The following is a 25,808-nucleotide window of genomic DNA, read 5'->3' as shown; positions in this document are numbered from 1 at the left end:
TATTTAAATATAGATATTCATAAATTTTGACTAAACTCAACATATCATTCCTTTTCTAACTTCTAAAACTAAAAAAAGCGCCTAAGCGCTTTTTTTAGTTATTAAATGATATAAACAACTTATTTTTTAGCTAATTTATCATACATTATTAAATCGGCAGTAATATTCGCTGCCTCTTCTAAAAATGGATCGATTTCTTCTACTTCTTTAGGCAAGTCGTCTAATGATTTAACTTTTTCTAAACCAAGGCGTTCAAGTCGCTCATTCGCCCTAACCAAGTTAGTTTTTTCATTATCTTCACGTTTAGCTTTACGCTCTGCTTCAACTAAAGAAATAGACTTCTTATCTTTTTCCGTTTTATAACGTTCAATATCGTTAGCCAAATACTTAAATTCTGGCTCACTTTTTATACGCTGTTGATGCGCTTGTTCCAGCTTATTCACTAATTGATTCATTTCACCTTGAGCAATATATCCCGCTTTACCAATACTATCCCAAGGCAAAGCGTTTTCTTCTTGGCTTTCACCCCATTCACTTGGATCAATTGCTGATGGGAATTGAATATCAGGAATAACCCCTTTGTGTTGGGTGCTGCCACCATTAATCCGATAGAACTTCGCCATGGTGTATTGTACGCTGCCCAGCTTATTATCATAAAGATCAAATACTCGACTTAAACCACGATGTTGTTGAACAGTACCTTTACCAAAGGTTTGCTCACCAATAACAATCGCACGACCATAATCCTGTAAAGCAGCTGCAAATATCTCACTGGCTGATGCACTGTAGCGATTTACTAAAACCGTTAATGGACCATCATAAAACGTTCTGCCATCATGGTCTTTTTTAACATTAACATTACCTCGGCCGCTTCGTATTTGTACTACAGGCCCTTTGTCAATAAACAAACCTGTTAAACGAGTGGCTTCTTCTAATGAACCGCCACCATTATCTCGTAAATCGATAACTATGCCGTCTACTTTTTCTTTTAAAAGCTTGTCTATTTCAAGTCTAACGTCTCTAGCTAAATTGTTATAAAAGCTAGGAATAGTAATTACACCCAGTTTGGCGTCAATTTTAGAATAGGTTGGCTCAAATACTTCAGACTTAGCAGCTCTGTCTTCAAGTTTAATTTTATCTCGTACGATAACAACTTCTTTAGTGCTATCACTTGATGCTTTTTCACCACTGATAATTTGTAACTTAACCGACGTTCCTTTTGGTCCTTTAATTAATTCAACAACATCATCTAAACGCCAGCCAATGATATCAACAAATTCTTCGTCACCTTGTGCAACGCCAATAATTTTGTCTTTAGGCTTTAACTGTTCAGTTTTATCAGCAGGTCCGCCTGGTACTAGGCTCCTAATAACTGTGTAGTCTTCATCTGATTGTAATACAGCCCCAATACCTTCTAATGAAAGGTTCATTTCCATACGGAAACGGTCTGCATTTCTTGGTGATAAATATGAGGTGTGCGCTTCAATGCTTCTTGCATAAGCGTTCATTATGATTTGGAAGGCATCTTCGCTTTGGGATTGGCTTAAACGCTTAATCGCATTGTTATAACGTTTAGTAAGAACGTCTTTTATTTCGCTCCAATCTTTGCCCGTTAACTTTAAACTTAACGCGTCAAACTTAACTTTTTGACGCCAAATTTCATTTAACTCAGCTTCGTTTGCAGCCCAGTCGGCATCTTCTCGATCGTAAAAATATTCATCTTTTACGTCAAACTTCATTTCTTTATCTAGAAGTGAAAGTGCGTATTCAAAACGCTGAAAACGACGCTTCATGTTTAAGTTGAAAATAGAGTATGCATCTTCAAGCTTGCGTTTTTCTATTGCATCATCAAAAGATTTCTCTAAATGATCAAATTTTTTGACGTCATCAGCTAAAAAATAGCTTTTGTTACTATCAAGCGACTTTAAATATCGATGATAAATTTTTTCAGACAATGTGTCTGACAATTCTACTTCAATGTAGTGATTACGGGTAAAGTGCTGAGTCAACCGTTTTATCGCAGCGGTGTGTTGCTGTTCTTGACTCAATACGGGTAGCTCGTTAATAGAAACGGTTGAATTTACTTTTACTGCAAAACTGGGAAGTGTAACAACACTAACGGCCCCAATTAAACAACTCAATACTTTACCCATAATTCCTCCAATTAGGCCGTGAACAAACTCTCAGCTCTCGTTTTGACAACCATACCTGTGTCTAGTTGAACATGTATGTCGTCTTTTGCTACTTCAGTAATAGTACCTTTCATTGGTGACTTGCCTAATTTCACATGCACCTTAGTACCGACCTTCATTAGAGACTCATCTAGCTTAGATAGTTCAACTTGAGGTTTAACTGTTTTCTTTTGAACTTTAGCAGGAGCGTTTTCTCTCTTTTTCGATTTTGCGCCCTTTGGTGGAACTGTGCCAGTTTTGCTTGCACTATTTTTGTAAGATTTCTTTTCGTTACGTTTAGCCGCATTTTCTTTTTTGCGCTGCTCGTAACGCTCTTTACTCTCTTTCAGCGCTTTAGCTGCATGCTCTGCATGTTCAGCTTCAACTTTTTCACACTGTTCACCTTCAAGGTTAATACGGTGTTCGCCTTCTTTTACACATTCTAGATAACGCCAAGAAGCAGTATATCTTCTTAGTGCCTGCCTTAACTGTGTACGACTAACTTTTGGCTCGTCTTCAGTTTTTTCTGCAATTTCTTTAAAAATACCAATTTTTAATGGCTTAGCTTTACCTTTTAAAGTGAAACATTGCGGAAATTTTTCTGACAAAAACGTCAGTACTTCATTTACATCTTTTAATTTTTGGTTGTCATCCATCAGACAATTACCTTAAAACCTTAATTTTCATTCTGTTTACATTGCTCAACGTACTGCTCAGTCCACATCAACAAGTCGTCTAAGCTTGCTTCTAATATGGCCGTTTCACCACGAAACTGCTCCCAAATTCCAGCCAGTATTGTATCAGCTTTTTCCGTGGAAATATCCTCGGGAAGATGATTCCATGCCAAATAAAGCATTTCATTGAGCCTGTCGGCCACAATTTCTTCTTCACCTTCCCAATCGCCTACATCCATAGATGTAAACAAGTAATCCCTAATATCTATTAGTTCTTTCATTGCAGCATACGCTCTAACACAGTGATTACTTCCTCTAAACCAGATTGATCTTCATGGTCAAAACGGCTTAATAACGGACTATCTATGTCTAAAACACCAATCAGTTCACCATTTTTATGAAGTGGTAAAACGATTTCAGAATTGCTTGCGCTGTCACAAGCTATATGGCCAGCAAATTGATGTACATCTTCTACTAATAATGTTTTATCTTCAGAAAATGCTGTGCCACATACCCCTTTTCCAACAGGAATACGAACACATGCGGGCTTGCCTTGAAATGGGCCAAGTACGAGTTCGCTTTCACTGTCTTTTAAATAAAAGCCAGCCCAATTAACGTCTTCCAAGGCTTCAAAAATTAAAGCACTAACGTTAGCTAAATTGGCAATTAAGTTTGGCTCTCCGCTTGTTAAAGCCTCTACTTGTTTCGCTAATAGCGAGTAGGTTTCATGTTTCGAACTATTCATTAATCATCATTCGAATTGTTAAAATTGCGGTAAAGGTACTCTTTCTAGTAACTAAATTAAAGTCTTTAGCGCTATTTTTTTAATTTATATTAACTCATTAAGCGTATAACTATTTAATTTCAAAGCGAATTCTTAAGCTTGCTTCGACAGGACGAAGTGCTACTTGCATACTTTCTGCACTTTTAAAAGCCTGTACATCTGCCATCATTATGCCTTGTGCCTGACTCATTTCTATAACGTTATGAACACCCAAAATTGATGCGTTACTCTTTTTTGCAATAATCCCAGCTTTCTTTTTTGCGTCAGAGAATGCTAGCTCTAGCGCTTTTTCATACGCTTTGTCTGCCTGTGAATAATATAAGTTTTGCTGGAGTATTTGCGATGCGCCACGACGTGTTAAACCGTCAATAACTTTAAACAAACTTCCAGTATCGTTAAGCGTGAAGCTAATCTTTCTTGATACTCGGTAACCAATTAAATCTTTACCTTCTTTATAATTATATTGAGGATAAATATTGTAACTAGATGTATCTAGCGCGGTTTCATCGATATTTTGATTTAATAAAAACTGGGTTATTTGCTTTGTATCTCCGTCAACAACTGCTTTGGCTTTTTCCGCTACACGAGACATTTGTTCAACTAACACCACCACACTTGCACGGTCTGGCTTGTTATAAACCATGCCTTTACCAGATACTTCGATGACTTTCGTTTCTTTCGTGTCAGCATTAACACCACACGTCCCAACCAGTAGTGAAAATAAAAATATAAATTGCACCAAAACCTTAGTTCGACTAAAAAAATTATTCATAGTTTGTCCCATTGTTTTTAAATCACAAATTAAGCCTGTACTAATGTACGCCCTTTATAAGCTTAAATCTTCAGAAGTGAACCTTGACTGAACTCATAGGTATTTATTTGAAATAGATTTCACTTGTTTGGTACTTATTCATCACCTTTCCTTTTAAATAACAAACATATCTATAAATTCATTAACTGACATTTCAGATAGCTCATCTTGATCCGCACACAATTCAAATATCTCTTCACAGCGCCATTTAGGAAAGCGGGTTGCTAGGTTATCTTTAAATTTTTGTTCTAAAATGGGCAAACCTTCATCGCGACGAAAACGATGCCCGATTGGATATTCAACTTCTACGTTATCGGTACTTGTTCCATCGCTAAAATATATTTGAACTGCGTTAGCAATTGAGCGCTTTTCAGGGTTAAGATAATCCTTGCTATAACTTTCACGTTCAACCACTTCCATTTTACTTCTTAATTCATCTATTAACGGATTACTTGCATGAAATGAATCTTCATAATATTCAGCACGTAGGTTACCAAATATCAATGAAACCGCGACCATGTATTGTAAGCAGTGATCTCGATCTGCTGGATTTGCTAAATCACCAACTTTTGAAATAATTCGAATGGCCGATTCATGAGTCGTTAGCACAATTTTATGAATATCTTTTAGCCTATCTTTCACTTCTGCATGTAATGTAACAGCAGCTTCACATGCTGTTTGTGCATGAAATTCCGCAGGAAAAGACAGTTTGAATAGAATATTTTCCATCACATAACTGCCATATTCGCGCTGAAACTTAAACTTACTTTGTTCACTAGGCTTTAGTTTGTTATCTTGGTTAAGTTTACTGAACAGCACATTATAGAACCCCCATTGCTCAGCTGTTAGCGCACTAGGAACACCCATTTCACCTCGCATAGCCATGTCTACCAGCCGAACGGCTCTGGATGTTGCATCACCCGCAGCCCACGATTTCCGTGAGCCTGCATTTGGTGCATGCCTATATGTTCGTAGCGCCTGCCCATCTACCCAAGCATGTGAAACGGCAGAAAGTAGTTCTTCACGAGTAGCCCCCATTATTTTTCCAGCGACCGCTGCTGAAGCCACTTTTACAAGAACAACATGATCTAAGCCAACTTGGTTGAAGCTATTTTCAAGTGCTAATACCCCTTGGATCTCATGCGCTAGCACCATTGATTCTAAAACGTCTTGCATTTTCAAAGGGGGATACCCTTTCGCCATTCTTACCTGCGAGGCATAATCTGACACAGCCAAAATTGCACCTAAATTGTCAGAAGGATGTCCCCACTCAGCAGCTAACCAAGTATCATTAAAGTCTAACCATCGAACCAAGCAACCTATATCCCACGCCGCCTTTACCGGATCTAGTTTCAACTGCGTACCCGGCACACGAGCGCCATTTGGGACAACCGTGCCGTCCACAATTGGCCCTAAGTGCTTTGTACACTCAGGAAAACGAAGGGCTAACAATGCGCAACCTAAACTATCAATTAAACAATTACGAGCTGTATTCAAAGCCTCTTCAGACGTAACATGATAACTCAGCACATAATCAACAATATCTTGTATTTCGTGATCGTAATCTGGACGGCGATTGGTATCAGCCGTTTCTGCTTTACTCATAAAATCCTACATTCATTTCATTAAGTGGCGTGCTTTTAGCGCATAAAGCTAGCAACAACATCAATACGCCTACGTATGCCAACAAGTAATAAAGTTATAGAATGAACCTGCTATTAAGTACAATAAATACTAATAAAAACCGTTGAATATTAATAAGATAAATCTAGCCAAAGAACCAATAACATACCGCAATTGCAGCAGTTATACCGGCTACATCAGCAATTAAGCCACATGCAATTGCATGGCGTGCATGCTTTATCCCTACAGAGCCAAAATACACTGCTAACACATAAAATGTTGTTTCTGTTGAACCTTGAATGGTTGAGGCAATTCGACCGACAAAGGAATCTGCCCCATGTGTAGACATTGTCTCTATCATCATGGCTCGAGCACCGCTGCCGCTTAGCGGCTTAATCAGTGCGGTAGGTAGTGCGTCTACAAACCGGGTATCCCCCCCCAAAGCGGCAACAAGAAACCGAATTGAATCGATTAATATATCAAGTGTGCCGCTGGCTCTTAACACACCAATCGCCACTAGCATTGCCAATAAATAAGGAATTAATGAAATGGCTAAACTGAACCCTTCTTTTGCACCATCAACAAATGCATCGTAAACATCCAGTTTTTTTCTAGCGGCTACTGCCAAGCAAAAGACTATAAAGCCAAAGATTAAAAAGTTGCTTAACAATGATGATTGCTGAGAAAGTTGAGTAGCCGTTAACGTTGCAAAATAACCTATTAAGCCCATTATCAGTGCCACAAAACTGCCTAAATATAAAAGTACCACAAAATTTGTGAGCTTGATTTTTTGAACAAACGCGACCGCCAATAATCCCGCAAAAGAAGAAGCCGATGTGGCAAGTAAAATAGGAAGAAAAACATCAGTAGGCTCAACAGCTCCTTGTTGAGCGCGATAAACAAACACAGCGATAGGAAAAATAGTTACCGAAGATGTATTTAACACTAAAAATAAAATTTGCGCGTTAGTTGCCTTTTCAGGTTCAGGGTTCAAGGTTTGTAAGTCTTTCATTGCCTTAATCCCCATTGGCGTGGCGGCATTATCTAAGCCAAGTACATTGGCAGATAAATTCATTGTCATACTGGCAATCGCAGGATGATTTTTTGGCACACCCGGCATTAGTCTTACAAAAAGTGGTGTTAACGCCACTGACACTTTGTCTACTAGCCCTGCCTTTTCGGCTATTTTCATTACGCCTAACCAAAAGCTCAGTGCACCCACTAAGCCAATTGCTATTTCTACCGTAATTTTAGACATAGAGAATACTGAGCCAACGATGCGCTCGAAAACTAAGCTATCGCCGTTTACCAACCATTGAAAGACACCAGAACTAAAGGCAATAAAGAAAAATGCTAACCAGATCTTATTTAACAAAAGGTGTTCCTATTTATCTCGTGCTAGAATGCAATTTTTTGATAGTCTACCTGAGGTTATAAGTGAACGAAAATAGTTATATTCCTGAATCGTTTATAAAAAAAGTAAAAGAAATAATTCCGGAACATTTAAACCTTGATGATTTCATACGTAGCTGTCGACAACCTCTTAGACGAAGTATTAGAGTTAACACGCTTAAAATAAGCTGTGCCGCCTTTATCGACAAAGTCAAATGCAAAGGTTGGCAATTATCTCCTATTCCGTGGTGTACTGAAGGTTATTGGTTGGAAAGGCCAAAAGAGGAAGAAGCTATATTACAACTCGGTAATACTGAAGAGCACTTAGCTGGCTTATTTTATGTTCAAGAAGCAAGCTCAATGCTACCTCCATTCGCCATGCTTACAAACGGATCTCTTGATGCTGAAACCGTACTCGATGTTGCGTCAGCACCCGGCTCTAAAACTACCCAATTAGCAGCTTATATGAATAACAATGGCTTTATCGTTGCTAACGAGTTATCGGCAAGTCGCGTAAAAGTGTTGTATTCAAATATTGAGCGATGTGGAGTAAAGAATATTGGCTTAACTCACTTTGACGGGCGGGTATTTGGCGATTATATGCCCGAGAGTTTTGATGCTATTTTGTTAGACGCCCCCTGCTCTGGTGAAGGTACAATCAGAAAAGATCCCGACGCATTAAAAAATTGGAATCAGGCACACTTAGACGAAGTTGCTGTTCTGCAAAAAGAATTAATAATAAGTGCATTTAAAGCATTAAAACCTAATGGTGTACTTATTTATTCTACTTGCACATTAAACCTTGAAGAAAATCAGCAGGTTTGCCAACACTTAAAGACGACCTATCCTGAATTAGTCGAACTTGAGTCGCTTCAAAATATGTTCACAGATGCCAGCAAAGCAACAACCCCTGAAGGCTTTTTACACATTTGGCCACAAATCTTTGATAGTGAAGGATTCTTTGCAGCACGCATACGAAAAACTGGCTCACTGGAAGATAATCGGCCCACCAAAAAGAAGCTAGGTAAATTTCCATTTGAGCCTGCAAAAGAAAAACAAACCAACGCGCTTGCTACTTATTTCAATAATCAGTTTGGCTTAAACTTAACGGATGAACTAGGTAAAGTAATGATTAGGGATAACGAATATTGGTTATTTCCTCATGCTGCTTTGCCACATATTGAAAAAGTAAAATACCAACGCGTAGGTATTAAGTTAGCTGACGAGCATAAAAAAGGGTTTCGTACACATCACCAAGTAGCAATTACTTTTGGTAAGCATTTCATCAAAAATATATACCAATTAAACGCAGATCAAGCCGTTAATTACTTTAAAGGGCAAGACGTACAGCTTAATGACCTAGTGCCAGATACGGGAGAAGTATTATTGATGTTGAATAACGCGCCCATTGGGTTGGGTAAATGGCAAAAACGTAAAATTAAAAATACTTTGCCACGAGAACTAGTAAAAAATAGCCGAGTAATTCAGTAGGACAAATAACGTTAACGCAAGCATGTAACTGGTACATGCTTGCAGGAAAGTAGGATTAATTCGCAGGGTGCCATTTACCGTCTTTAAACGCAGCTAGAAGAATTTTTGCCCTTCCCTCGCCTAAATCTAAATATGAATTACCCGCCAAGAAGAAGTCGTTTAACCCTTTAATCGATCTTAAATCGTCTGTGGTCACTTTTGGGTAAGCCATAGACCATTTCTCAAACGCTCTTTCTTCAATAGGCTCTTCCACTACCTTTTTGATGTCTGTGTGGCGTGGATCGCGCGAAATCTTGTTATAAAGATTATTAATAACTTCTTTGTCTCCCTCCAACACTTGGAAGAATGAACCTTTGTGAAAAAGAAGGATGCCTGTTACATCTATTTTTTTATTATTCTGTCTACTCGACTCTAATAAAGCTTCAAGTGCTTCTTTACTGATATTTTCTTCAGTAGTGGCACTACAATAAATTAAATGTGTTAACTGCATAAATAACTCCTTATACCTAAAACTGATGAGGTACAAACAATATTACGAAGCAAAAATGCTATTGGTTCAATTTTTATTCAAATATAGCTAATTTTTTATTTTGTGCCTATTTAAGAAAATATAGATATCAGTATTTTTGGTATTAAATCGTAATTTATGTACCATTAGCATCATATAAAACTAAGAGAACACATCATGATCGGCACTTTGTCAAAAATGAAATCATCACTAACCCAAAACAATAGTGTTGAGTATAACCTGCCCATTGGCGAACATTTAGTCCCACTCAACCCACTGCTAGGCAAACACATTGCTTTTAAACATACAGGACAAATTTTTTGCAGTTCATGCGGCAAAAAAACAAAAAAAAGTTTCTCGCAGGGCCATTGTTTCAGATGCATGCAAAAACTAGCAAGCTGCGATATGTGTATTTTAAAACCGGAAACATGCCATTTTGCACAAGGAACCTGTCGCGAGCCTGAGTGGGGTGAGCAAAACTGCATGATCCCTCATTTTGTATACTTATCTAATACCTCAGGTTTAAAGGTGGGTATTACTCGCCATAGTCAAGTGCCAACACGTTGGATTGACCAAGGTGCCACTCAAGCTCTGCCTATTTTTAAAGTAAATACCCGCTTGCAGTCAGGGCTAGTTGAAACTGCACTGGGCGAGTTTATTGCTGACAAAACAAATTGGCGAGCAATGTTAAAAGGCAACAACGAGAGCATGGATTTAAAGCAGCATGCCAACGAGTTAATTCCGCAAATTGCAGCACGATTGGAACAGATTCAGCTTGAGTTTGGAGAAGAAGCGGTTCAACAACTTGAAGAAGACATTGTTAATATTGACTATCCGGTAGACCAATTCCCAACTAAAATAACCTCGTTCAACTTAGATAAGCACCCTGAAGTTAGTGGAATACTACAAGGTATAAAGGGGCAATATTTGTTGCTTGATACAGGGGTAATCAATATTCGAAAATTCACTTCATACGAGATTGAAATGCTCGATTGACGTTAGAATACATAAAAAGTGCTCAGTTAGTCGTAGGCTAACTGAGCATCACACACTCTAAATTTCGGCTTTGAATTAAGTAAATATTATAATTATCTATTTTGTGCCATTTCCTCCTGTTTGTTAATGAGTTCAATAGATACTCTTCGATCAAAGAAATCATTCTCATATGATTGGTTGGTTTGAAGCGGTTGACTTTCACCATACGCTGAAAGGCTAATTTGGCTATCAGCTACTCCTTGGCCTATTAGGTAGCTTTTTACAGCACTGGCACGTTGCATTGATAATTTATGGTTAAATGCTTCATCGCCTCTTCGGTCTGCAAATCCAGATAATTTAATATGCATATCTGGCTCTTTTTGTAATTTTTCTGCAACCTCAGCTAGGTACGCTTGATAAACAGGCTCTACTTTTGCCGAACCCGTTTTAAATTGCATTGCAACTGGAATATTCATTAATTCAGCATTTTTCTCATCAAGGTAATTTTGATAACGTTCACTTTGGCTAGCCAACAAGGCGTTTTTATTTTCTAACTCATCAGATAGTGATTGTGCCGCTTGTCTTGCTGCGACTAAATCGTTCCCTGTTTCCATTAGCGCAATTTCCAGTTCCTTTTTGTGCTCGTGCTCATTAACTTGATTACCCATCATGATGCCAAATACACCGGTTACAACCGCGCCAACTGGTCCAGCAATTGCGGCACCAATTAATACGCCAGTACCAAATCCTATTAGTTCTTCTTTTCCTGAGTCATCTTTGGCAGGCACTGTAAATTCTGAAGTATGGCTATTTGCGTAAACCGGCGGAGTGATAAATGGTGAAACTGCTAAAGAAAGTGCTAATGCGATAGTGGTTAATTTCATGGTAATACCCTTCTACTTTTTATTTGTCTTGGTGCAAGAATGTTTCTCGTCACCTGAAGTTGTGTTTTGTTTCGATGGAACACATTAAACACTTGCAACATTGCAATGACAGGGAAAGAAAAAGCGAATACAACGATGAAATATGGCAAAAAAATGGCAATGTATTGTTTGGGGTATAATTTCATTCCAACCATAGGTATATTGCGCCTAACAAAAGTGCTGAAACATGATTAAGTAAAAAGTTATGCCTAAAAGAATCGCAATAGTAGAAGACGAAGCAGCAATCAGAGAGAACTATACCGACGTACTCACCAAGCAAGGCTATCAAGTTTCAGCCTATGCCAACCGTGAATCAGCGTCTAATGCTTTTAATACTCGCTTGCCTGATTTAGCCATCATTGATATTGGACTAGAGGATGAAATAGATGGTGGATTTGCATTATGCCAGCACTTAAGAACACTTTCGCCAACCTTGCCAATTATGTTTCTTACAGCACGCGATAACGACTTTGATACCGTATGCGGTTTACGCATGGGGGCGGACGATTATTTAACAAAAGATATTAGCTTCCCTCACCTTATTGCACGTATTGCAGCGTTATTTCGTCGCCTTGAAGCAATGGAACAGCCACCACAGCAACATGCATTGCTTGAGCAAGGAAGCCTGACCATTGATACAAATCGTATGGAAGTGCGCTGGCAAAATACCTTGATAGATGTAACTGTAACTGAATTCTGGATGGTTTATGCATTAGCAAAGCACGTAGGCCATGTAAAAAGCCGAGATGATTTAATGGCTGAATCAAAAATTGTTGTGGACGACAGCACCATTACCTCACACATCAAAAGAATTCGTAAAAAGTTTATCGCAGTAGACAGTCAATTCGATTGTATTGATACGGTTTACGGCATGGGCTACCGCTGGAATGTTTAAGTTTTTTTTGGGGTTGCGCTTTAAGCTTGTTTTACTATCAGGCTTTTTATTTACCATTCCTTGGCTGGGTTACCAATATGTTTGGGAAATGGAAAAGTTTTTACGTGAAGGACAAGAAAAAACATTAACGGGTACTGTTTCTGCGCTGGCAACAGCTCTTCACGAACGACCTAACCTGTTTAATACCAAAGCCAGCTTTTTGCAACAAGTTGAAAAAGGGAAAGACCTTTACGCCTACCCAATAAACTCTGCCATTCAACTAGATGGTAAATTAAAAGATTGGAATCACTATAAAAAGCATGCGCTAATGTATAGTGAACAAAACATAATCGAGCATAATAAATTAACTGAGCAACCAAGTGACCAGCAACTCCTTGTACAGGAATATCAATCGGAAGATTTATCTTTCATTCATTTAGTGGGTCAATATGGTAACTATTTATACGCCTATTTTGAGGTCACTGATAATAACGTTATTTATCGCCCAAGCAATTTATTAAGTGTTGACCAAAACGATCACCTTCGTATTAGTGTTTTAACACCAAGTGGAGAATTTGAACGCTTTATTATTTCCCCCAAACAAGCTGGCTGGATTAACGCTTATACCCTTTCTGATGATCGTTCCCGCTTATTGGCCGCCAAGTTTAGTAACAACATACAAGGTTATTGGCGGCAAACAGATCAAGGCTACAACATAGAGTTGCGTATGCCATTAAGCTTGTTTAGCCACAAGCTTAGTTTCGCGATTGCAGACTATGACGCGCCGTTTGATGAACAAAAAGGCAATCAAGCACCAAAATACGTGATTGGCACAGCACATACTCAAACTCCTGATAATTTAGGCTCTGTGTTAGTTCCATCACCTGAAATAGAACGTATTATTAAAGGGATGGCACAGTCTGAATCTCGTATTTGGGTTGTAGACAAACACCGCCGAGTACTAGCCAGTTCTGGAGATTTAACTCAGTCTCATGGTATTTGGAGTAGCCAAAACAAACATCCGGCGCCTGCCTCTTGGTGGCATACGTTTGAACAACAATACTTACATCCTCTTTATTATCGCGTTTTAACTCGCCCTCCTGAGTCGTTCGTTGATCAACTGTACGATTCCGCTCAACTGGAAGGCAAACATATATCTCATGCATTAAACGGCCAAACAGGATCGCACTGGCGATTATCGTCAGACAATCAAGCGGTAATATTATCTGCCGCTCATCCAATATGGATAGATGGTCAAGTGATGGGTGCCGTTATTGCAGAAGAAACCACAAATGGCATTCGAACCCTGAGAAATAAGGCGTTAGAAAAGCTTTTTAACGTCATCTTAGCGGTTTTATGTGTAGGTACCCTTGTCTTATTCTTATTTGCATCTCGTATTTCTTCACGTATAAGGCATTTGCGTGATCAAGCAGAACAGGCCATTGACGCACAAGGACGCATTACAGATATTATCCATGCCTCAAAAAGCCATGACGAAATTGGCGACCTAAGCAGAAGCTTTGCTAGCGTTGTTTCCAGATTAGGGCAATATACCCATTATCTTGAAAATATGTCTAGCCGACTGTCTCATGAGCTACGCACGCCCGTTGCTGTTGTCAGATCTTCACTAGATAACTTAGCAATGAACTTAAAAGACAGTGAAAATCAAAAATATATGGCTCGTGCACAAGAAGGTATAAGCCGCTTAAATACGATTTTAACGAACATGAGTGAAGCAACACGTTTAGAACAAACACTAAAAGACTCTGAACGCATTCCATTTAATTTAACTGATGTAGTAACAGGATGCATGCAAGGCTACCAGCTAGCTTACCGTGATACAGCATTTGAGCTTGAATTAACAGACCAGCCTTTATCTGTGGTAGGTTGCCCAGACTATATTGCCCAGTTACTAGATAAATTAGTCGCCAATGCGTGTGATTTCTCTGACAACAGTCCAATTGAAGTAACACTTTTCCGACAAGGTAATCAGGCAATATTCAGCATCACCAACTATGGCGCTCAATTACCTAATGAAATGAAAGATAGAATATTCGACTCAATGGTATCCGTTCGCTCTCAAAACCAGCAGCAACAGCCTCATTTAGGTATTGGCTTGTATATTGCCAGAATGATCACTCTTTTTCATGAAGGGGCTATTTCAGGCACAAATAACTGTGAGGAGAACAGTGTTACGATAATGGTAACACTGCCTTTATCTAGTGAGTAATAAGTTATTATTTCAGGTGATAAGTGACTATTCATCACCTCGCGTCAAATAACGCATTAACTGGTCTTTTAAATTAGGTGGCAGCCCTTTGATAATCATGGTGTCGGTTTCTGGTTGATAAATGATGCGATCGCCTAGCAGTTTTTTCTCAAAACCTAAGCTTAAACCGCCACCTTGGCCACTAAACTTTACGAGTGTGGTGATGGTTTTTTTATCAACAGGGAATTGCTCTTCTAATTCGTAACCCTGCTCTTTGTAAAACGAAGAAAAGTCTTCATCAACTTTGCTGTTCAATGTGCTTGAAAGCTCATTAACGTTTGCTTCTTCTCCTAGTTGAACTCGCTCATTACAGTAGTCGTATACTTCTTTTCGGGCTGCTGTTTTTTCACCATGATCCAATTCAGTAGTTGAGATAAAGTCTTCAACTGCGTCTAGCATTACTTTGCTTTGCTGCTTGGCATCTACCCCTTCTTCGCACCCTAAAAAGTCTAGGAAGAAATCAGATACTTTTCTGCCTGCTCTCCCTTTAATAAATGAAATGTATTTATTACTTTCAGGGTTAGTTTTATATTCGGTGAGATCAACACGTGCAGCCAGTTGCATTTTAGATAAATCTAAATGACGGGAAGTTAAAATATCCATTTCTGCGGAAACACTAAAGTGTTCTTGGATGTTTAATAGCATAATGAATACATAGCGCGTAGCAAGGTATTCATAATCAGCAACTAATAAATAGCCTGTTTCGTCGAACGCATACTTTTTTAATTCTTCACCTAATTGCTGGGTAGCACTGCCCGCAAAGTCATGAAAACTAATTTCATTTGTGTGGTAGCTCTCTAATGTGGAGGCAAACAAGCCACTTTTTTCATCTGAAAAACAACAAAAGCCTTTGCCTGGTTTACTGTTATAAGCAAAATGGATTTTTTCCATTAATGCGGCTACTTTTTCGTTAATTAATAAATCTTGTTCACGAATTCGGGAAATTACATCACCGTCTTCGCGTTTTTCAAGATAATTTATGACCAATCGATTAACTTCTATAGACATCTGCGTTTTAATTACCCTAAGTTTTTGTAATAATGCTGCGTATTATTATTTACGACATAAGTACATTCATGCCAATCATTTCTAAGTATTCTAATCAAGAAGTAGAACAGATTATAGCCGAGCTATTAGCAACGCTTAAAAAAAATAATGCAAGTGCCGAACTAAGCCTAATGTGTTTAGGAAATGCGGCAAGCATTATAATTAAAGATAACTTCCCAAAACAGACCCGTGAACAAATAGCTGAATCATTTTCTGCCGCATTAAAAGACGCAGCTAAGTAGCATTATGTTAATTAACCCTAACCATGGCTTTGTCTCAAAAGTTCAACAACTGATGAGTTGGGGCCACTGGTTTGTATTTTTTAATATTTTTCTCTGTGCTGTTATTTCGCTTTTATACGTTTTTGCAGAACCGTTGCCAACTACCCTACTAGGCACAGCTTATTTACTGACTAATTGGATTGGCCATACAGCTTTTCTTACTTTTATAGTTTTTCTTTTTACTATTTTTCCCGCTACTTTACTGTTTCCTTATCTACGGCATGTTCGTGGGCTTGGTGCTGTTCTCACAACTATTGCGTTTCTTATTCTTTGCGTTGATATATTTACATATCAAAAACTGGGCTACCACTTAGGGCCAAACTCTTATATCCAAGCGATTGAATTACTCAAGCATAACCTTAAAGTGCATCCGTTAAGGTTTGTAGCCGTTTTAGGCGTATTAACATCAACAATATTAGTGGTACAAATCACGCTTAGTAATTTAGTTTGGAAACGTATTGGCCAATTAAGGCAGGTTTCTTGGGGCAAATATGCAACGGCATTTTATTTAATTTGTTTTATTTCGAGCCACTCTTTACATATTTGGGCAGATGCAAAAAACCTTTATGATGTGACTAAGCAAGACAATATGTTCCCGTTGTCATACCCGAGTACTGCTAAAACATTACTTACGAAAAATGGGCTACTGACGAATGGCAGTAAAGGACTCATCAATCATGACACATTTGAAACGGAGCATCAGCTACAAAACCTATCGTTAAATCCTGCACAACAATGCAATAAAGACAGCATGAAACCTGTACTCATCGACGTTTATATTGCTGACAATGATACTGCCATTAACGACGTAGAATTTAAGCTAGACGCATTAGGATATCAGTTATTTGACAAATATTATGGCCCTAGCAACCTTGATGACCATGCTTTTAATTTAGTTTACGGCTTACCTGCCAACTATAACTACCACCTTGAGAAGAATGCCCCCGCTCTTACCAGTATGAAATTACTCTCAGTCACTAACGAGACTGATTTACTGGCTAATTTGACTGTAACGCGCAACTCTAATTCGCCAGCACAAATGCATCTCAAAGCATGGGATAAAACAACACAGAATCCAATTCAAAGTCTAAATGATGTGGACCAATTTTTATTGGTGTTATTTCCAAGCGATAACATTATTTCTAGGCATGTTTTAGGGATAAAGTCAGATACGCGTTATCGTATTCGTAATAAGATAACCCAGCCTTACGATGTACCGCATACTGTGCTGGGGCGCTGGTTAGGATGCAGTGAATTAGCAAATAAAATCATGCTTGGCATTGACTTATTTAAGCGCAATAAAAATATTGTGAGTGCAAATTTCACCGAGCAAACCTTGGTTGTTATGCAGAAAGATAAAATTTCATTAGTGTATAGCAATGGTGAGATAAACACTCACTCTGCTTCGGGATTTAAATTGCTTGATTATAACGTTAACTATCCCACATTAGTGGACGGTGTGAATCAGATTAAACGCTTCGCCTTGCCAACTTCTCAAAATGATTAAATTCGTTAAGTAACCAAGTGCTATGCGAGTTGCTAGATAAGCTTGAGTACATCTAACTTGAGTAAATTTAGAAGCTTAACTATTAGCAGAGCGTGTTAAACACAAATAAAAAAAGCCCATGCATTAGTTTGCAATGGGCTTTTTAGCTTTAAACGTGATATACAACGATAAAGCTTATAACTTACCTTCTAATTCAGGTAATACGTCAAACAAGTCGCCTACTAATCCATAGTCTGCAACTTGGAAAATTGGCGCTTCTTCATCTTTGTTGATTGCAACAATCACTTTCGAGTCTTTCATACCCGCTAAGTGCTGAATGGCACCAGAAATACCTACAGCAATATATAGGTCAGGTGCAACTATCTTACCTGTTTGGCCTACCTGCATATCATTAGGAACGAAGCCAGCATCAACTGCTGCACGAGACGCACCAATTGCAGCACCAAGTTTGTCGGCAATACCTTCAAGTAAGTTGAAGTTTTCACCATTTTGCATGCCACGACCACCAGAAATAACAACTCTAGCGGCTGTCAGCTCAGGTCTTTCAGACTCTGTTAACTCTGCACTAACAAATGAAGAGTTTGCTGACGCTTTAACAGTTGCAATTGACTCAACACTAGCTGAGCCATCAGTACCTGCTGCATCAAATGCTGAACTACGTACAGTGATTACTTTAATGTCGTCGCTCGATTGAACAGTAGCGATTGCATTACCTGCATAAATTGGGCGCTTGAATGTATCAGCCGACTCTACACTGATAATATCTGAAATTTGCTCTACATCTAATAAAGCTGCAACACGAGGCATAAAGTTTTTACCTGTAGTGGTTGCCGCCGCTAAAATGTGGCTATAAGCTTTACCCATTTCTGCAACTAACTCAGCAACATTTTCAGCAAGCTGGTGTTCATATTCAGCAGCATCAGCGCAAATAACTTTTGAAACACCTGATATTTTTGCTGCTTCTTCAGCAATAGCTGACACATTGCTACCCACAACCAGAACGTCTACATCACCGCCAATTGCAACAGCAGCATGTACCGCTTTGTGAGTATCAGCTTTTAATGCTTGATTGTCATGATCTGCGATTACTAAAATACTCATTAGATCACCTTCGCTTCAGATTTCAATTTTTCAACTAGCTCGTCAACACTTTCAACTTTAACACCGCCACCACGTTTCGCAGGTTCTTCAACCTTTAATACCGCTACTTTTGGCTCTAGTGAAATACCAAAGTCAGCCGCAGGCTTAACATCTAATGGCTTGCGCTTAGCTTTCATAATGTTAGGAAGCTTAGCGTAACGTGGTTCGTTCAAGCGTAAATCCGTAGTAACAATTGCAGGTAAATTTAGCGCAACTGTTTGTAGGCCACCGTCAATTTCACGCGTCACTTTTACCGTTTCACCGTCAACAACTACTTCTGATGCGAATGTACCTTGTGGCATATTCGTAAGTGCACCCAACATTTGACCTGTTTGGTTGTTATCGCTGTCAATTGATTGCTTACCTAATATCACTAAGTTTGGCTGCTCTTCTTCAACCACTTTAGCTAGCAACTTAGCAACTTGTAGTGAACCTAAATTGGCATCCGTGTCTATTTGAATGCCTCGATCCGCACCTAAAGCTAATGCTGTTCTTATTTGTTCTTGGCACTCTTTAGTACCAATAGAAATAACAACAACTTCAGTCGCAACACCCTTTTCTTTCAAACGAACAGCTTCTTCTACAGCAATTTCACAGAAAGGGTTAATAGACATTTTGGTATTGGCTAAATCAACACCTGAATTATCGGCTTTAACGCGCACTTTCACGTTATAATCGATAACACGTTTTACGGGGACGAGTATCTTCATTTTTTCTCCGATCATCTCTTGGTTTACGTGCACGTAAACTTTATTATAAGATCATGGTTTTAAAGTGTGCACAATCTACTTGAGGCTGACGTGCACGTCAACTTAAAGCCGCTTTTTATCACTAAAAAACGTAAACTAAACGTTCTTTTTAACTATTTTTTTCTTAAATGATTTTAGATAGAAAGCTAGCACTTTAATTAAGAAACCAGTAAATTTAAAACATCCGTTTGAATTTTGATGATTGATACTCTTTTCAACCATCATTTGATTATTAACTAGCGTAATTTGAATACAGAAACTTACTTTCAAATTTTCTAGTAACACAGCACTGATTAAGATTTGTTTAAATATAACAACCAAAACAACCTATACTAGGTCATCAGACCCTATCTGATCAGAACAATTAATATAGAACAATAAGAGGTATATGGCGTGGAACGTGAATCAATGGAATTTGACGTTGTCATCGTAGGAGCAGGACCAGCAGGCTTATCGACGGCAATAAGACTAATGCAACAAGCACAAGAAAAAGAACAAGAGCTCATGGTGTGTGTTGTTGAGAAGGGTTCTGAAGTTGGTGCACATATTTTGTCCGGCGCGGTATTCGAGCCTAAAGCCCTGAATGAGCTTATCCCTGATTGGAAAGAAAAGTCAGCGCCACTCAATACCCCTGTTACTGGTGATGAAATTTATTTATTGCGTTCAGACAGTAACGCTACACGTTTACCAAATTTTTCTGTACCAAAAACCATGCACAATGAAGGCAATTACGTTGTTTCAATGGGTAATGTGTGTCGTTGGTTGGCCGAACAAGCTGAAGCGCTGGGGGTTGAAATTTTTCCAGGCTTTCCAGCCGCCGAGCTTATTATTGAAGAAGGTACATTAAAAGGCGTTATTACTGGCGATATGGGTATAGCCGCTGACGGTTCTGAAAAAGATTCATATATGCCAGGTATGGAATTACGCGCAAAATATACCGTATTTGCTGAAGGTTGCCGCGGTCATTTAGGTAAACAGCTTATTGCTGAATATAATTTAGACGAAGGTAAGTCACCTCAACATTATGGTATTGGCTTTAAAGAAATTTGGGATATTGACCCAAGTAAACATAAAGAAGGCTTAGTAGTGCATGCTGCTGGCTGGCCATTATCTAGCGATACTAGCGGTGGTTCCTATCTTTACCACGCTGAAAATAATCAAGTTGTTGTTGGCATCATCATTGATTTGAATTATTCAAACCCTTACCTAAGCCCATTTGATGAATTCCAACAGATGAAACATCACCCACTTTATAAGCAATATCTTGAAGGCGGAAAGCGTGTTTCTTATGGAGCGCGTGCACTTGCAAAAGGTGGCTTTAACTCATTACCTAAAATGACATTCCCGGGCGGCATGCTAGTTGGCTGCGACGCGGGTACGTTAAATTACGCGAAAATTAAAGGCAATCACACTGCAATGAAATCGGGCATGATTGCCGCAGAAGTTATTTTTGACGCGCTAGCTAAAGATGATCAAGGCGGTCAAGATTTAACTCAATACGAGCAAGCGTTTAAAGATTCATGGTTATATGATGAATTATTCCGTTCAAGAAACTTCGGCCCTGCCTTGCACAAGTTTGGCACTATATTAGGTGGTGCATTTAATACTATTGATCAAAATTGGTTTGGTGGAAAAATTCCAGTTACATTAAAAGATGAAACATTAGACCATGAGCAGCTTAAAAAAGCAGACGATGCTAATAAGATAAATTACCCTAAACCTGACGGTGTACTTAGTTTTGATAAATTATCATCGGTATTCTTATCAAATACCAACCATGAAGAAGAACAGCCTTGTCACCTTAAGCTGAAAGATCCTAGCATTCCAATTAATGTTAATTTAAAACTGTATGACGAACCAGCTCAACGTTATTGCCCAGCTGGCGTTTATGAAGTGATAGAAGACGAACAAGGCGAGCCTAAATTCCAAATTAATGCGCAAAACTGTGTTCACTGTAAAACGTGTGATATTAAAGATCCTAGCCAAAATATCACATGGGTAACACCTGAAGGAACAGGCGGTCCTAACTACCCAAATATGTAATTCATTTAATTTGAATTAAACATATACCTTGTAAATAAGCCGACTTTATTAGTTGGCTTATTTACAAATACTGCCACTTTTTATAAGTAGATTTGCCCTACTATTTATTTCAGCTACCCTCTCTTCACTGTAATACGGTGCATCGAGAGCCCACATACTATTCGCAATTTCTTCGTAGTTATCTAGGCCGTGTCTTAATGCCATGCAGCTTCTTGCTCGTAGCTCATCCTCTTTTTCAGCAGCTAACGACTCCAATACAAGTGCATAAATGTCGTTTTGCGCTAAAACGCTACTCTGCAATGTGCTTGTGATAAAGCTCATTGCAATCAAAACAGTCACAACCCCACCCGCTACAAATGAAGCGACTGAATAAAGCAAGATCTTCATAACTACCCTTGAACAATGAAAAGAATCAACTGCTCGTTTCTAGCAACATCTTCAATTGTTTAAATATAAATGCTACTCATTAACGATCATTTGAAAGCCGCCATAAATTAGCCTTTTTCCATCAAACGGCATAGGATTTTTTTCCAAGTCCATACGCTCGTCATCCATCAGTTTTTTCATACCATCATCTCTGACTTCTTTTGACGGCCAAACAACCCAAGAGAACACCACCGTTTCATTCTCTTCACACTTTACTGCCATAGGAAACGATGTAACTTCACCATCAGGTACGTCATCTCCCCAGCACTCTACTAACTTTTTCGCGCCGTACTCTTTAAATATCTGGGCGTACTCTTTAGCATGTTGCATGTATATATCTTTATTTTCGGTAGGAACAGCGGCAACAAAACCATCTATATAATCCATAATTTAGCTCCTGTGTTTTGGTAAAAATATAGGTAATTTGCTTGGTAAATATAGTAACCTCAGGCAAATAAATACAGCTTTAAATTAATAAAATAATCGCTGTTATTCAGTGTTTTATATCCACCTTCTCACTTTCAAGGTGTAAGAATGATATTCGCCTCTGAATCGTGCTGATAAATATTGTTCTTCAGCAAGAGTCTGTCTATGTAGCGTAAATAAACCAACGATTAAGCAAACCAATGAAAAGATTGACGGCAATGCTAAAAAAAAGCCTAATTGAGAAACGGCCACCCCAAAGAACATTGGATTACGCGAGTAGCTATAAAAGCCATTTGAAATAAGCACATTAGGACCATTTGGGTCGATACCAGAACGCCATTCACTACCTAAACTTAAGTGAACTGCTATCGTGAAAACAAATCCTGACGTTAATAAGATTAAACCAGCTAGCATGGCATAATCATTATGCAAGTCGGCTATGACGCCTAAGTAATCATCAATGGTAGGGAAAAAAAAGCGAACCACACATACCATCCAGATTGTAGCTCTGAAAATACGAAACGATAAATGGTTCCACCATGTTGCGCAAAAACGACTACCCGGAAATACCAGCTCCCGCTTAATACGCCTTTTCAGCACTACAATTCTAACCGTATAAAAAGCAGCAACAAACGAATAAAAAACAGCTAAATATAGGCGAGTAAATTCGACTAGCTCTGAAGTGCTTTCTGAATAAAAAATAGGTTGATTCAATGTTCTTCTACCACATATAAAAATAACGGCCACGTTCGGTTAACAAAAAACACGCTGTTTACCTATTTGTGTTTATCTTAATATTTAATTTGTTGATACCCCTTACATTGCCTTAATAAATAATAAAAGTCATTAAAAAACAAAGAGAAATTAATAAAACCAATATATGATTACCGAAAAAAACATACCTTGAATCTCTTCACCTTGTTATGCAATCTCCACAAGTTCTTTCAGCAGAGTATTAAATCAGCACATTGTAATTTCTTATTTTTATACAATACTTTAGCTAAACAACTACAAGTAAGTGTAAAAAATGGGCGATCGATCTAGGGAAATACAGTTTCGGTTTTTAGCAGAACCTACCGATGTAAACTTTGGTGGCAAAGTACACGGTGGCATTATTATGAAATGGATAGACCAAGCAGCGTATGCATGTGCTGCTGGTTGGAGTGGTAAATACTGTGTAACAATATCTGTTGGTAATATTCGTTTTTATCGACCAGTATTAGTCGGTAATTTAGTCGAGGTAAGTGCCAAAATTGTTCACACTGGCAACACCAGTATGAATATATATGTATCAGTAAAAAGCCGCGATCCCAAAAGCGCCGCTTTTGCAGAAACCAATCACTGTTTTATCTCATTTATCGCAACCGACGAAGCCGGATACCCTGTCTCCGTTCCCTCTTGGGAACCAAAAAACAAAGAAGATAAACTCTTACAAAAATACGCCATAAAAATGAAATCATTTACTGAAGATAATGAAGCCACACTAAGGGAAGACTTAGCAGGAATAAAGAAACAACAAAGTCAAAAAGAAACTAAAAAATAACAGACTGTGAGCCCACACTTTTGCATCCCAGCAGACCATACGAGCGCCATAGTCTCTTGTATGGCACTTACCTTAGATTTGAGTTTAACGGGTTGCCATTTTTTATTAATGTAATGAGCTTTGAGCACTGTTGATCTTTACCGTTATTGTCAGCACCCCAAAATGATTTTTTTTGCATTTTTAATAGATAATCATACTCAGTTGATTCAGCTCTCACTGTATCAAGTAGCCACTCATGCTCGGCTAACCAGTTTGTGATTACAGTATGGTTACCACAAGGAATTACAGATGTTTCAATTATCGACAACATCCAAGCTCCGCCAGTACTCACTTTTTCACATTTTCCAGAATTAGCATCACAAATTTCCTTTGCGCTTGCTTGCGTGGAAAATATCACAATGATGAAAAATAAACACCGAACCATATTTATGCCATATAACTTTTAAATAAGGGGCGCAGACGCGTGGGCTAAAATGCGAAGCAGCCCACGTGTATACGTCCCAGCGAACGAAGTGAGTGACTTTATTTTTTGTTATGTGTCATCGTTTGGATGTCCTAGGAGTATGATTTCGATTTCCTGAAGATTCAAAATTTCACTTCCCCCTGAATCCTTTCGCATGTGAGAAAACATCTTTGTGAAAGCGTCTTTCTGTTTTTGAGAATTAAATACACCGCCTAGTGCAAGGAATTCAGAGTAAGCTGTAATAACCTCACTAGAGCCATAAAGACAGATTCTGGCCTTTGCATCAGCTATTTTGGCATAAACTCTTTTTTGTGCTCTACTGCCAATTTCGTGATTATATGAGGCATCTTCGGAAATAGCATCTAAGTAATCCGCGTAAGCTTTGGATTTCAATTCTTTCGCATGTTTTAAACTTTCAACATGCTTGGTAAAAAAGTATTGGAGCGTCGCCCCAATAATAACGCCGAAAAATGTCAATACTCCAACTGCTAGTTTAACGTCCATAACTCAAACCTCCTCCTTGGCACATAAATATTAATATAAGCGGCATAAATGGTTTGGCTATACTGCGCGAAGCGCGAGCCAAGCTATTTATGTCCACTTGATGTTTTTGTTATGTTTATTTTATCAAAACTCTTTTTGAGGCTTAACAAATACCGTAGTACGATTAGCGCCAACAAATTCAACCGTCAAATCGGTTACATATACATTTTGAATAGTATTTATTAACCCACTAGACTTTAACTGTTTCAAAATATTATGCTTGGCATTATCAATTCCATTCTTTGTTAACTCTTGTAATGACAATGAGCTCAAAGATATTGCAATAATCTCTCTGGCAGCCAAAACATCTGCTGCGTCAGCAAGAGGAGAATCCACAACTAAATGAATTGAGGCAATGACCTTATGTGCGGAATCATCATATGGATTAACCTCAATTCGATTAAAGCTTTCGATAGAATTTGCATACAACAAGCTGGAGAAAATCGTAAACACAAATAAAAAAGTTAAAAGTTTCATAATACTCCTTTATTAACACTGAACTTTAGATAAACATAACGTCCACACTAAGGGGCTGATAATGCTTGGCTATACTTGTGGAGCGAAGCGGAACCGTGCCAAGCGTTAGCAGTCCCGCTTTAGTTGCTTGTTATATTTTATACACATTTAAAGTGAATATATCGATAAGAAGAGGAAACTGTTTGTGAAACAAAGCCAGTATTAGTCTCCGAAGTATAAGTAATAGGTGTTGTTTCGGAATCTGTCTCAGCGATTATGTCGTATTTACCTTCACACATAGTAAACATTTTTTTGTATGCATCTTCACGTCTAGCCTCTCGCACAAAAGAGGCTCCTTCATTTAAATAACGCATAACACCAATATTATTTTCAGTTTTTCTTTCGTTTTGAGGTGCATATTTGCTAGTTTTTGCAACTTCGCCAGGATGTCGTAAAACATCTGCGGATGTGCAACCTGCAAGTAACGCAACGTATGTGATTGAGATAAGAGCTTTTTTCATCATTGTTCCTTATTTGATGACTGCAAAAAAATATAACGCCGCCATATGGGGCATTGTTTGTGGAGTGGTGCTTTGGGGTAAAGTGGCGAAGCCACCCCAAAGCGCCGCGGAGCAAACAATGTCCCTATGATGACCTTGATACTTATTGAACCTTCTCCCCGAAGTTTA

Annotated in this window: 27 protein-coding genes; 8 read left to right on the top strand and 19 right to left on the bottom strand. The window is 38.5% G+C overall.

The window, feature by feature from the left end:
- Positions 1-119 precede the first annotated feature (119 nt).
- The 7 genes from prc to HUU81_RS07275 form a co-directional block, all read right to left on the bottom strand.
- On the bottom strand, positions 120-2,153 hold the full coding sequence (gene prc / locus HUU81_RS07305; RefSeq protein ID WP_199611575.1) for a carboxy terminal-processing peptidase: 2,034 nt from the start codon (positions 2,151-2,153) through the stop codon (positions 120-122).
- Between the two features lie 11 nt (positions 2,154-2,164).
- Entirely contained in the window at positions 2,165-2,827 is a 663-nt protein-coding gene (proQ, locus tag HUU81_RS07300; RefSeq protein ID WP_199611574.1) for an RNA chaperone ProQ, read from the bottom strand.
- 20 nt (positions 2,828-2,847) lie between these two features.
- Positions 2,848-3,126, bottom strand: coding sequence for a hypothetical protein (locus HUU81_RS07295; protein WP_199611573.1), 279 nt, complete (start codon positions 3,124-3,126; stop codon positions 2,848-2,850).
- Positions 3,123-3,590, bottom strand: a complete 468-nt coding sequence (locus tag HUU81_RS07290) for a GAF domain-containing protein (protein WP_199611572.1) — start codon at positions 3,588-3,590, stop codon at positions 3,123-3,125. The genes HUU81_RS07295 and HUU81_RS07290 overlap by 4 nt, the downstream gene beginning before the upstream one ends.
- Positions 3,591-3,699: 109 nt before the next feature.
- Positions 3,700-4,401 carry an SIMPL domain-containing protein gene (locus HUU81_RS07285; protein WP_199611571.1) on the bottom strand — a complete coding sequence of 234 codons (702 nt, stop codon included), beginning with the start codon at positions 4,399-4,401 and terminating at the stop codon, positions 3,700-3,702.
- Between the two features lie 153 nt (positions 4,402-4,554).
- Positions 4,555-6,045: a bifunctional 2-methylcitrate dehydratase/aconitate hydratase gene (locus tag HUU81_RS07280; RefSeq protein ID WP_199611570.1), complete on the bottom strand. Its 1,491-nt coding sequence runs from the start codon at positions 6,043-6,045 to the stop codon at positions 4,555-4,557.
- 163 nt (positions 6,046-6,208) lie between these two features.
- On the bottom strand, positions 6,209-7,438 hold the full coding sequence (locus HUU81_RS07275) for a nucleoside recognition domain-containing protein (RefSeq protein ID WP_199611569.1): 1,230 nt from the start codon (positions 7,436-7,438) through the stop codon (positions 6,209-6,211).
- Between the two features lie 62 nt (positions 7,439-7,500).
- Here HUU81_RS07275 and rsmF point away from each other — a divergent pair, with 62 nt between their 5' ends.
- Positions 7,501-8,946, top strand: a complete 1,446-nt coding sequence (rsmF, locus tag HUU81_RS07270; protein WP_199611568.1) for a 16S rRNA (cytosine(1407)-C(5))-methyltransferase RsmF — start codon at positions 7,501-7,503, stop codon at positions 8,944-8,946.
- Positions 8,947-9,001: 55 nt separating this feature from the next.
- Here rsmF and HUU81_RS07265 read toward each other — a convergent pair whose 3' ends face one another.
- Positions 9,002-9,436, bottom strand: coding sequence for a BLUF domain-containing protein (locus tag HUU81_RS07265; RefSeq protein WP_199611567.1), 435 nt, complete (start codon positions 9,434-9,436; stop codon positions 9,002-9,004).
- Positions 9,437-9,631: 195 nt separating this feature from the next.
- Here HUU81_RS07265 and HUU81_RS07260 point away from each other — a divergent pair, with 195 nt between their 5' ends.
- Entirely contained in the window at positions 9,632-10,450 is an 819-nt protein-coding gene (locus tag HUU81_RS07260; RefSeq protein ID WP_199611566.1) for a DUF2797 domain-containing protein, read from the top strand.
- A gap of 92 nt (positions 10,451-10,542) precedes the next feature.
- On the opposite strand, the gene pdsO is transcribed toward HUU81_RS07260, so the two are convergent.
- The gene (gene pdsO, locus HUU81_RS07255; protein WP_199611565.1) at positions 10,543-11,313 is read right to left on the bottom strand and encodes a sortase-associated OmpA-like protein PdsO; all 771 of its coding nucleotides are present in this window, start codon (positions 11,311-11,313) and stop codon (positions 10,543-10,545) included.
- Positions 11,314-11,557: 244 nt separating this feature from the next.
- Here pdsO and pdsR point away from each other — a divergent pair, with 244 nt between their 5' ends.
- Entirely contained in the window at positions 11,558-12,247 is a 690-nt protein-coding gene (gene pdsR / locus HUU81_RS07250) for a proteobacterial dedicated sortase system response regulator (protein WP_199611564.1), read from the top strand.
- Positions 12,240-14,456 carry a proteobacterial dedicated sortase system histidine kinase gene (gene pdsS / locus HUU81_RS07245; protein ID WP_199611563.1) on the top strand — a complete coding sequence of 739 codons (2,217 nt, stop codon included), beginning with the start codon at positions 12,240-12,242 and terminating at the stop codon, positions 14,454-14,456. Before pdsR ends, pdsS begins: the two co-directional genes overlap by 8 nt.
- A 27-nt stretch (positions 14,457-14,483) precedes the next feature.
- Here pdsS and yejK read toward each other — a convergent pair whose 3' ends face one another.
- The gene (gene yejK / locus HUU81_RS07240) at positions 14,484-15,503 is read right to left on the bottom strand and encodes a nucleoid-associated protein YejK (RefSeq protein ID WP_199611562.1); all 1,020 of its coding nucleotides are present in this window, start codon (positions 15,501-15,503) and stop codon (positions 14,484-14,486) included.
- A gap of 68 nt (positions 15,504-15,571) precedes the next feature.
- On the opposite strand from yejK, the gene HUU81_RS07235 reads away from it, so the two are divergent.
- On the top strand, positions 15,572-15,784 hold the full coding sequence (locus tag HUU81_RS07235) for a YejL family protein (protein ID WP_199611561.1): 213 nt from the start codon (positions 15,572-15,574) through the stop codon (positions 15,782-15,784).
- A gap of 4 nt (positions 15,785-15,788) precedes the next feature.
- Complete coding sequence (locus HUU81_RS07230; protein WP_199611560.1) at positions 15,789-17,330, top strand: DUF3413 domain-containing protein; 1,542 nt, start codon at positions 15,789-15,791, stop codon at positions 17,328-17,330.
- Between the two features lie 174 nt (positions 17,331-17,504).
- Here HUU81_RS07230 and HUU81_RS07225 read toward each other — a convergent pair whose 3' ends face one another.
- Together HUU81_RS07225 and HUU81_RS07220 are read right to left on the bottom strand one after the other, a co-directional pair.
- A complete protein-coding gene (locus HUU81_RS07225) occupies positions 17,505-18,431 on the bottom strand; it encodes an electron transfer flavoprotein subunit alpha/FixB family protein (RefSeq protein ID WP_199611559.1) in 927 nt (308 codons plus the stop codon).
- Positions 18,431-19,180: an electron transfer flavoprotein subunit beta/FixA family protein gene (locus HUU81_RS07220; RefSeq protein WP_199611558.1), complete on the bottom strand. Its 750-nt coding sequence runs from the start codon at positions 19,178-19,180 to the stop codon at positions 18,431-18,433. The genes HUU81_RS07225 and HUU81_RS07220 overlap by 1 nt, the downstream gene beginning before the upstream one ends.
- 447 nt (positions 19,181-19,627) lie before the next feature.
- Between HUU81_RS07220 and HUU81_RS07215 the strand changes: the two genes are divergently transcribed.
- Positions 19,628-21,262 (top strand): electron transfer flavoprotein-ubiquinone oxidoreductase, encoded by a 1,635-nt coding sequence (locus tag HUU81_RS07215; RefSeq protein ID WP_199611990.1) that lies wholly within the window; start codon positions 19,628-19,630, stop codon positions 21,260-21,262.
- Between the two features lie 57 nt (positions 21,263-21,319).
- Here the strand turns inward: HUU81_RS07215 and HUU81_RS07210 are convergent, their stop codons facing one another.
- The 3 genes from HUU81_RS07210 to HUU81_RS07200 all read right to left on the bottom strand — a co-directional run bounded on the left by HUU81_RS07210 (position 21,320) and on the right by HUU81_RS07200 (position 22,828).
- Positions 21,320-21,649: a hypothetical protein gene (locus tag HUU81_RS07210; protein WP_199611557.1), complete on the bottom strand. Its 330-nt coding sequence runs from the start codon at positions 21,647-21,649 to the stop codon at positions 21,320-21,322.
- A gap of 72 nt (positions 21,650-21,721) precedes the next feature.
- On the bottom strand, positions 21,722-22,075 hold the full coding sequence (locus HUU81_RS07205) for a DUF1428 domain-containing protein (protein ID WP_199611556.1): 354 nt from the start codon (positions 22,073-22,075) through the stop codon (positions 21,722-21,724).
- Between the two features lie 114 nt (positions 22,076-22,189).
- Positions 22,190-22,828, bottom strand: coding sequence for a methyltransferase family protein (locus tag HUU81_RS07200; RefSeq protein WP_199611555.1), 639 nt, complete (start codon positions 22,826-22,828; stop codon positions 22,190-22,192).
- A gap of 313 nt (positions 22,829-23,141) precedes the next feature.
- On the opposite strand from HUU81_RS07200, the gene HUU81_RS07195 reads away from it, so the two are divergent.
- On the top strand, positions 23,142-23,657 hold the full coding sequence (locus tag HUU81_RS07195) for an acyl-CoA thioesterase (RefSeq protein WP_199611554.1): 516 nt from the start codon (positions 23,142-23,144) through the stop codon (positions 23,655-23,657).
- Positions 23,658-23,724: 67 nt separating this feature from the next.
- Here HUU81_RS07195 and HUU81_RS07190 read toward each other — a convergent pair whose 3' ends face one another.
- The 4 genes from HUU81_RS07190 to HUU81_RS07175 all read right to left on the bottom strand — a co-directional run bounded on the left by HUU81_RS07190 (position 23,725) and on the right by HUU81_RS07175 (position 25,643).
- The gene (locus HUU81_RS07190; RefSeq protein ID WP_199611553.1) at positions 23,725-24,081 is read right to left on the bottom strand and encodes a hypothetical protein; all 357 of its coding nucleotides are present in this window, start codon (positions 24,079-24,081) and stop codon (positions 23,725-23,727) included.
- A gap of 108 nt (positions 24,082-24,189) precedes the next feature.
- Entirely contained in the window at positions 24,190-24,624 is a 435-nt protein-coding gene (locus HUU81_RS07185) for a hypothetical protein (protein WP_199611552.1), read from the bottom strand.
- 123 nt (positions 24,625-24,747) lie between these two features.
- Complete coding sequence (locus HUU81_RS07180) at positions 24,748-25,140, bottom strand: hypothetical protein (RefSeq protein ID WP_199611551.1); 393 nt, start codon at positions 25,138-25,140, stop codon at positions 24,748-24,750.
- A gap of 137 nt (positions 25,141-25,277) precedes the next feature.
- A complete protein-coding gene (locus tag HUU81_RS07175; protein WP_199611550.1) occupies positions 25,278-25,643 on the bottom strand; it encodes a hypothetical protein in 366 nt (121 codons plus the stop codon).
- Positions 25,644-25,808 lie beyond the last annotated feature (165 nt).

This window comes from Flocculibacter collagenilyticus (assembly GCF_016469335.1).
Taxonomy (GTDB): Bacteria; Pseudomonadota; Gammaproteobacteria; order Enterobacterales; family Alteromonadaceae; genus Flocculibacter; species Flocculibacter collagenilyticus.
This window is presented reverse-complemented; position numbering and strand designations above follow the sequence as displayed.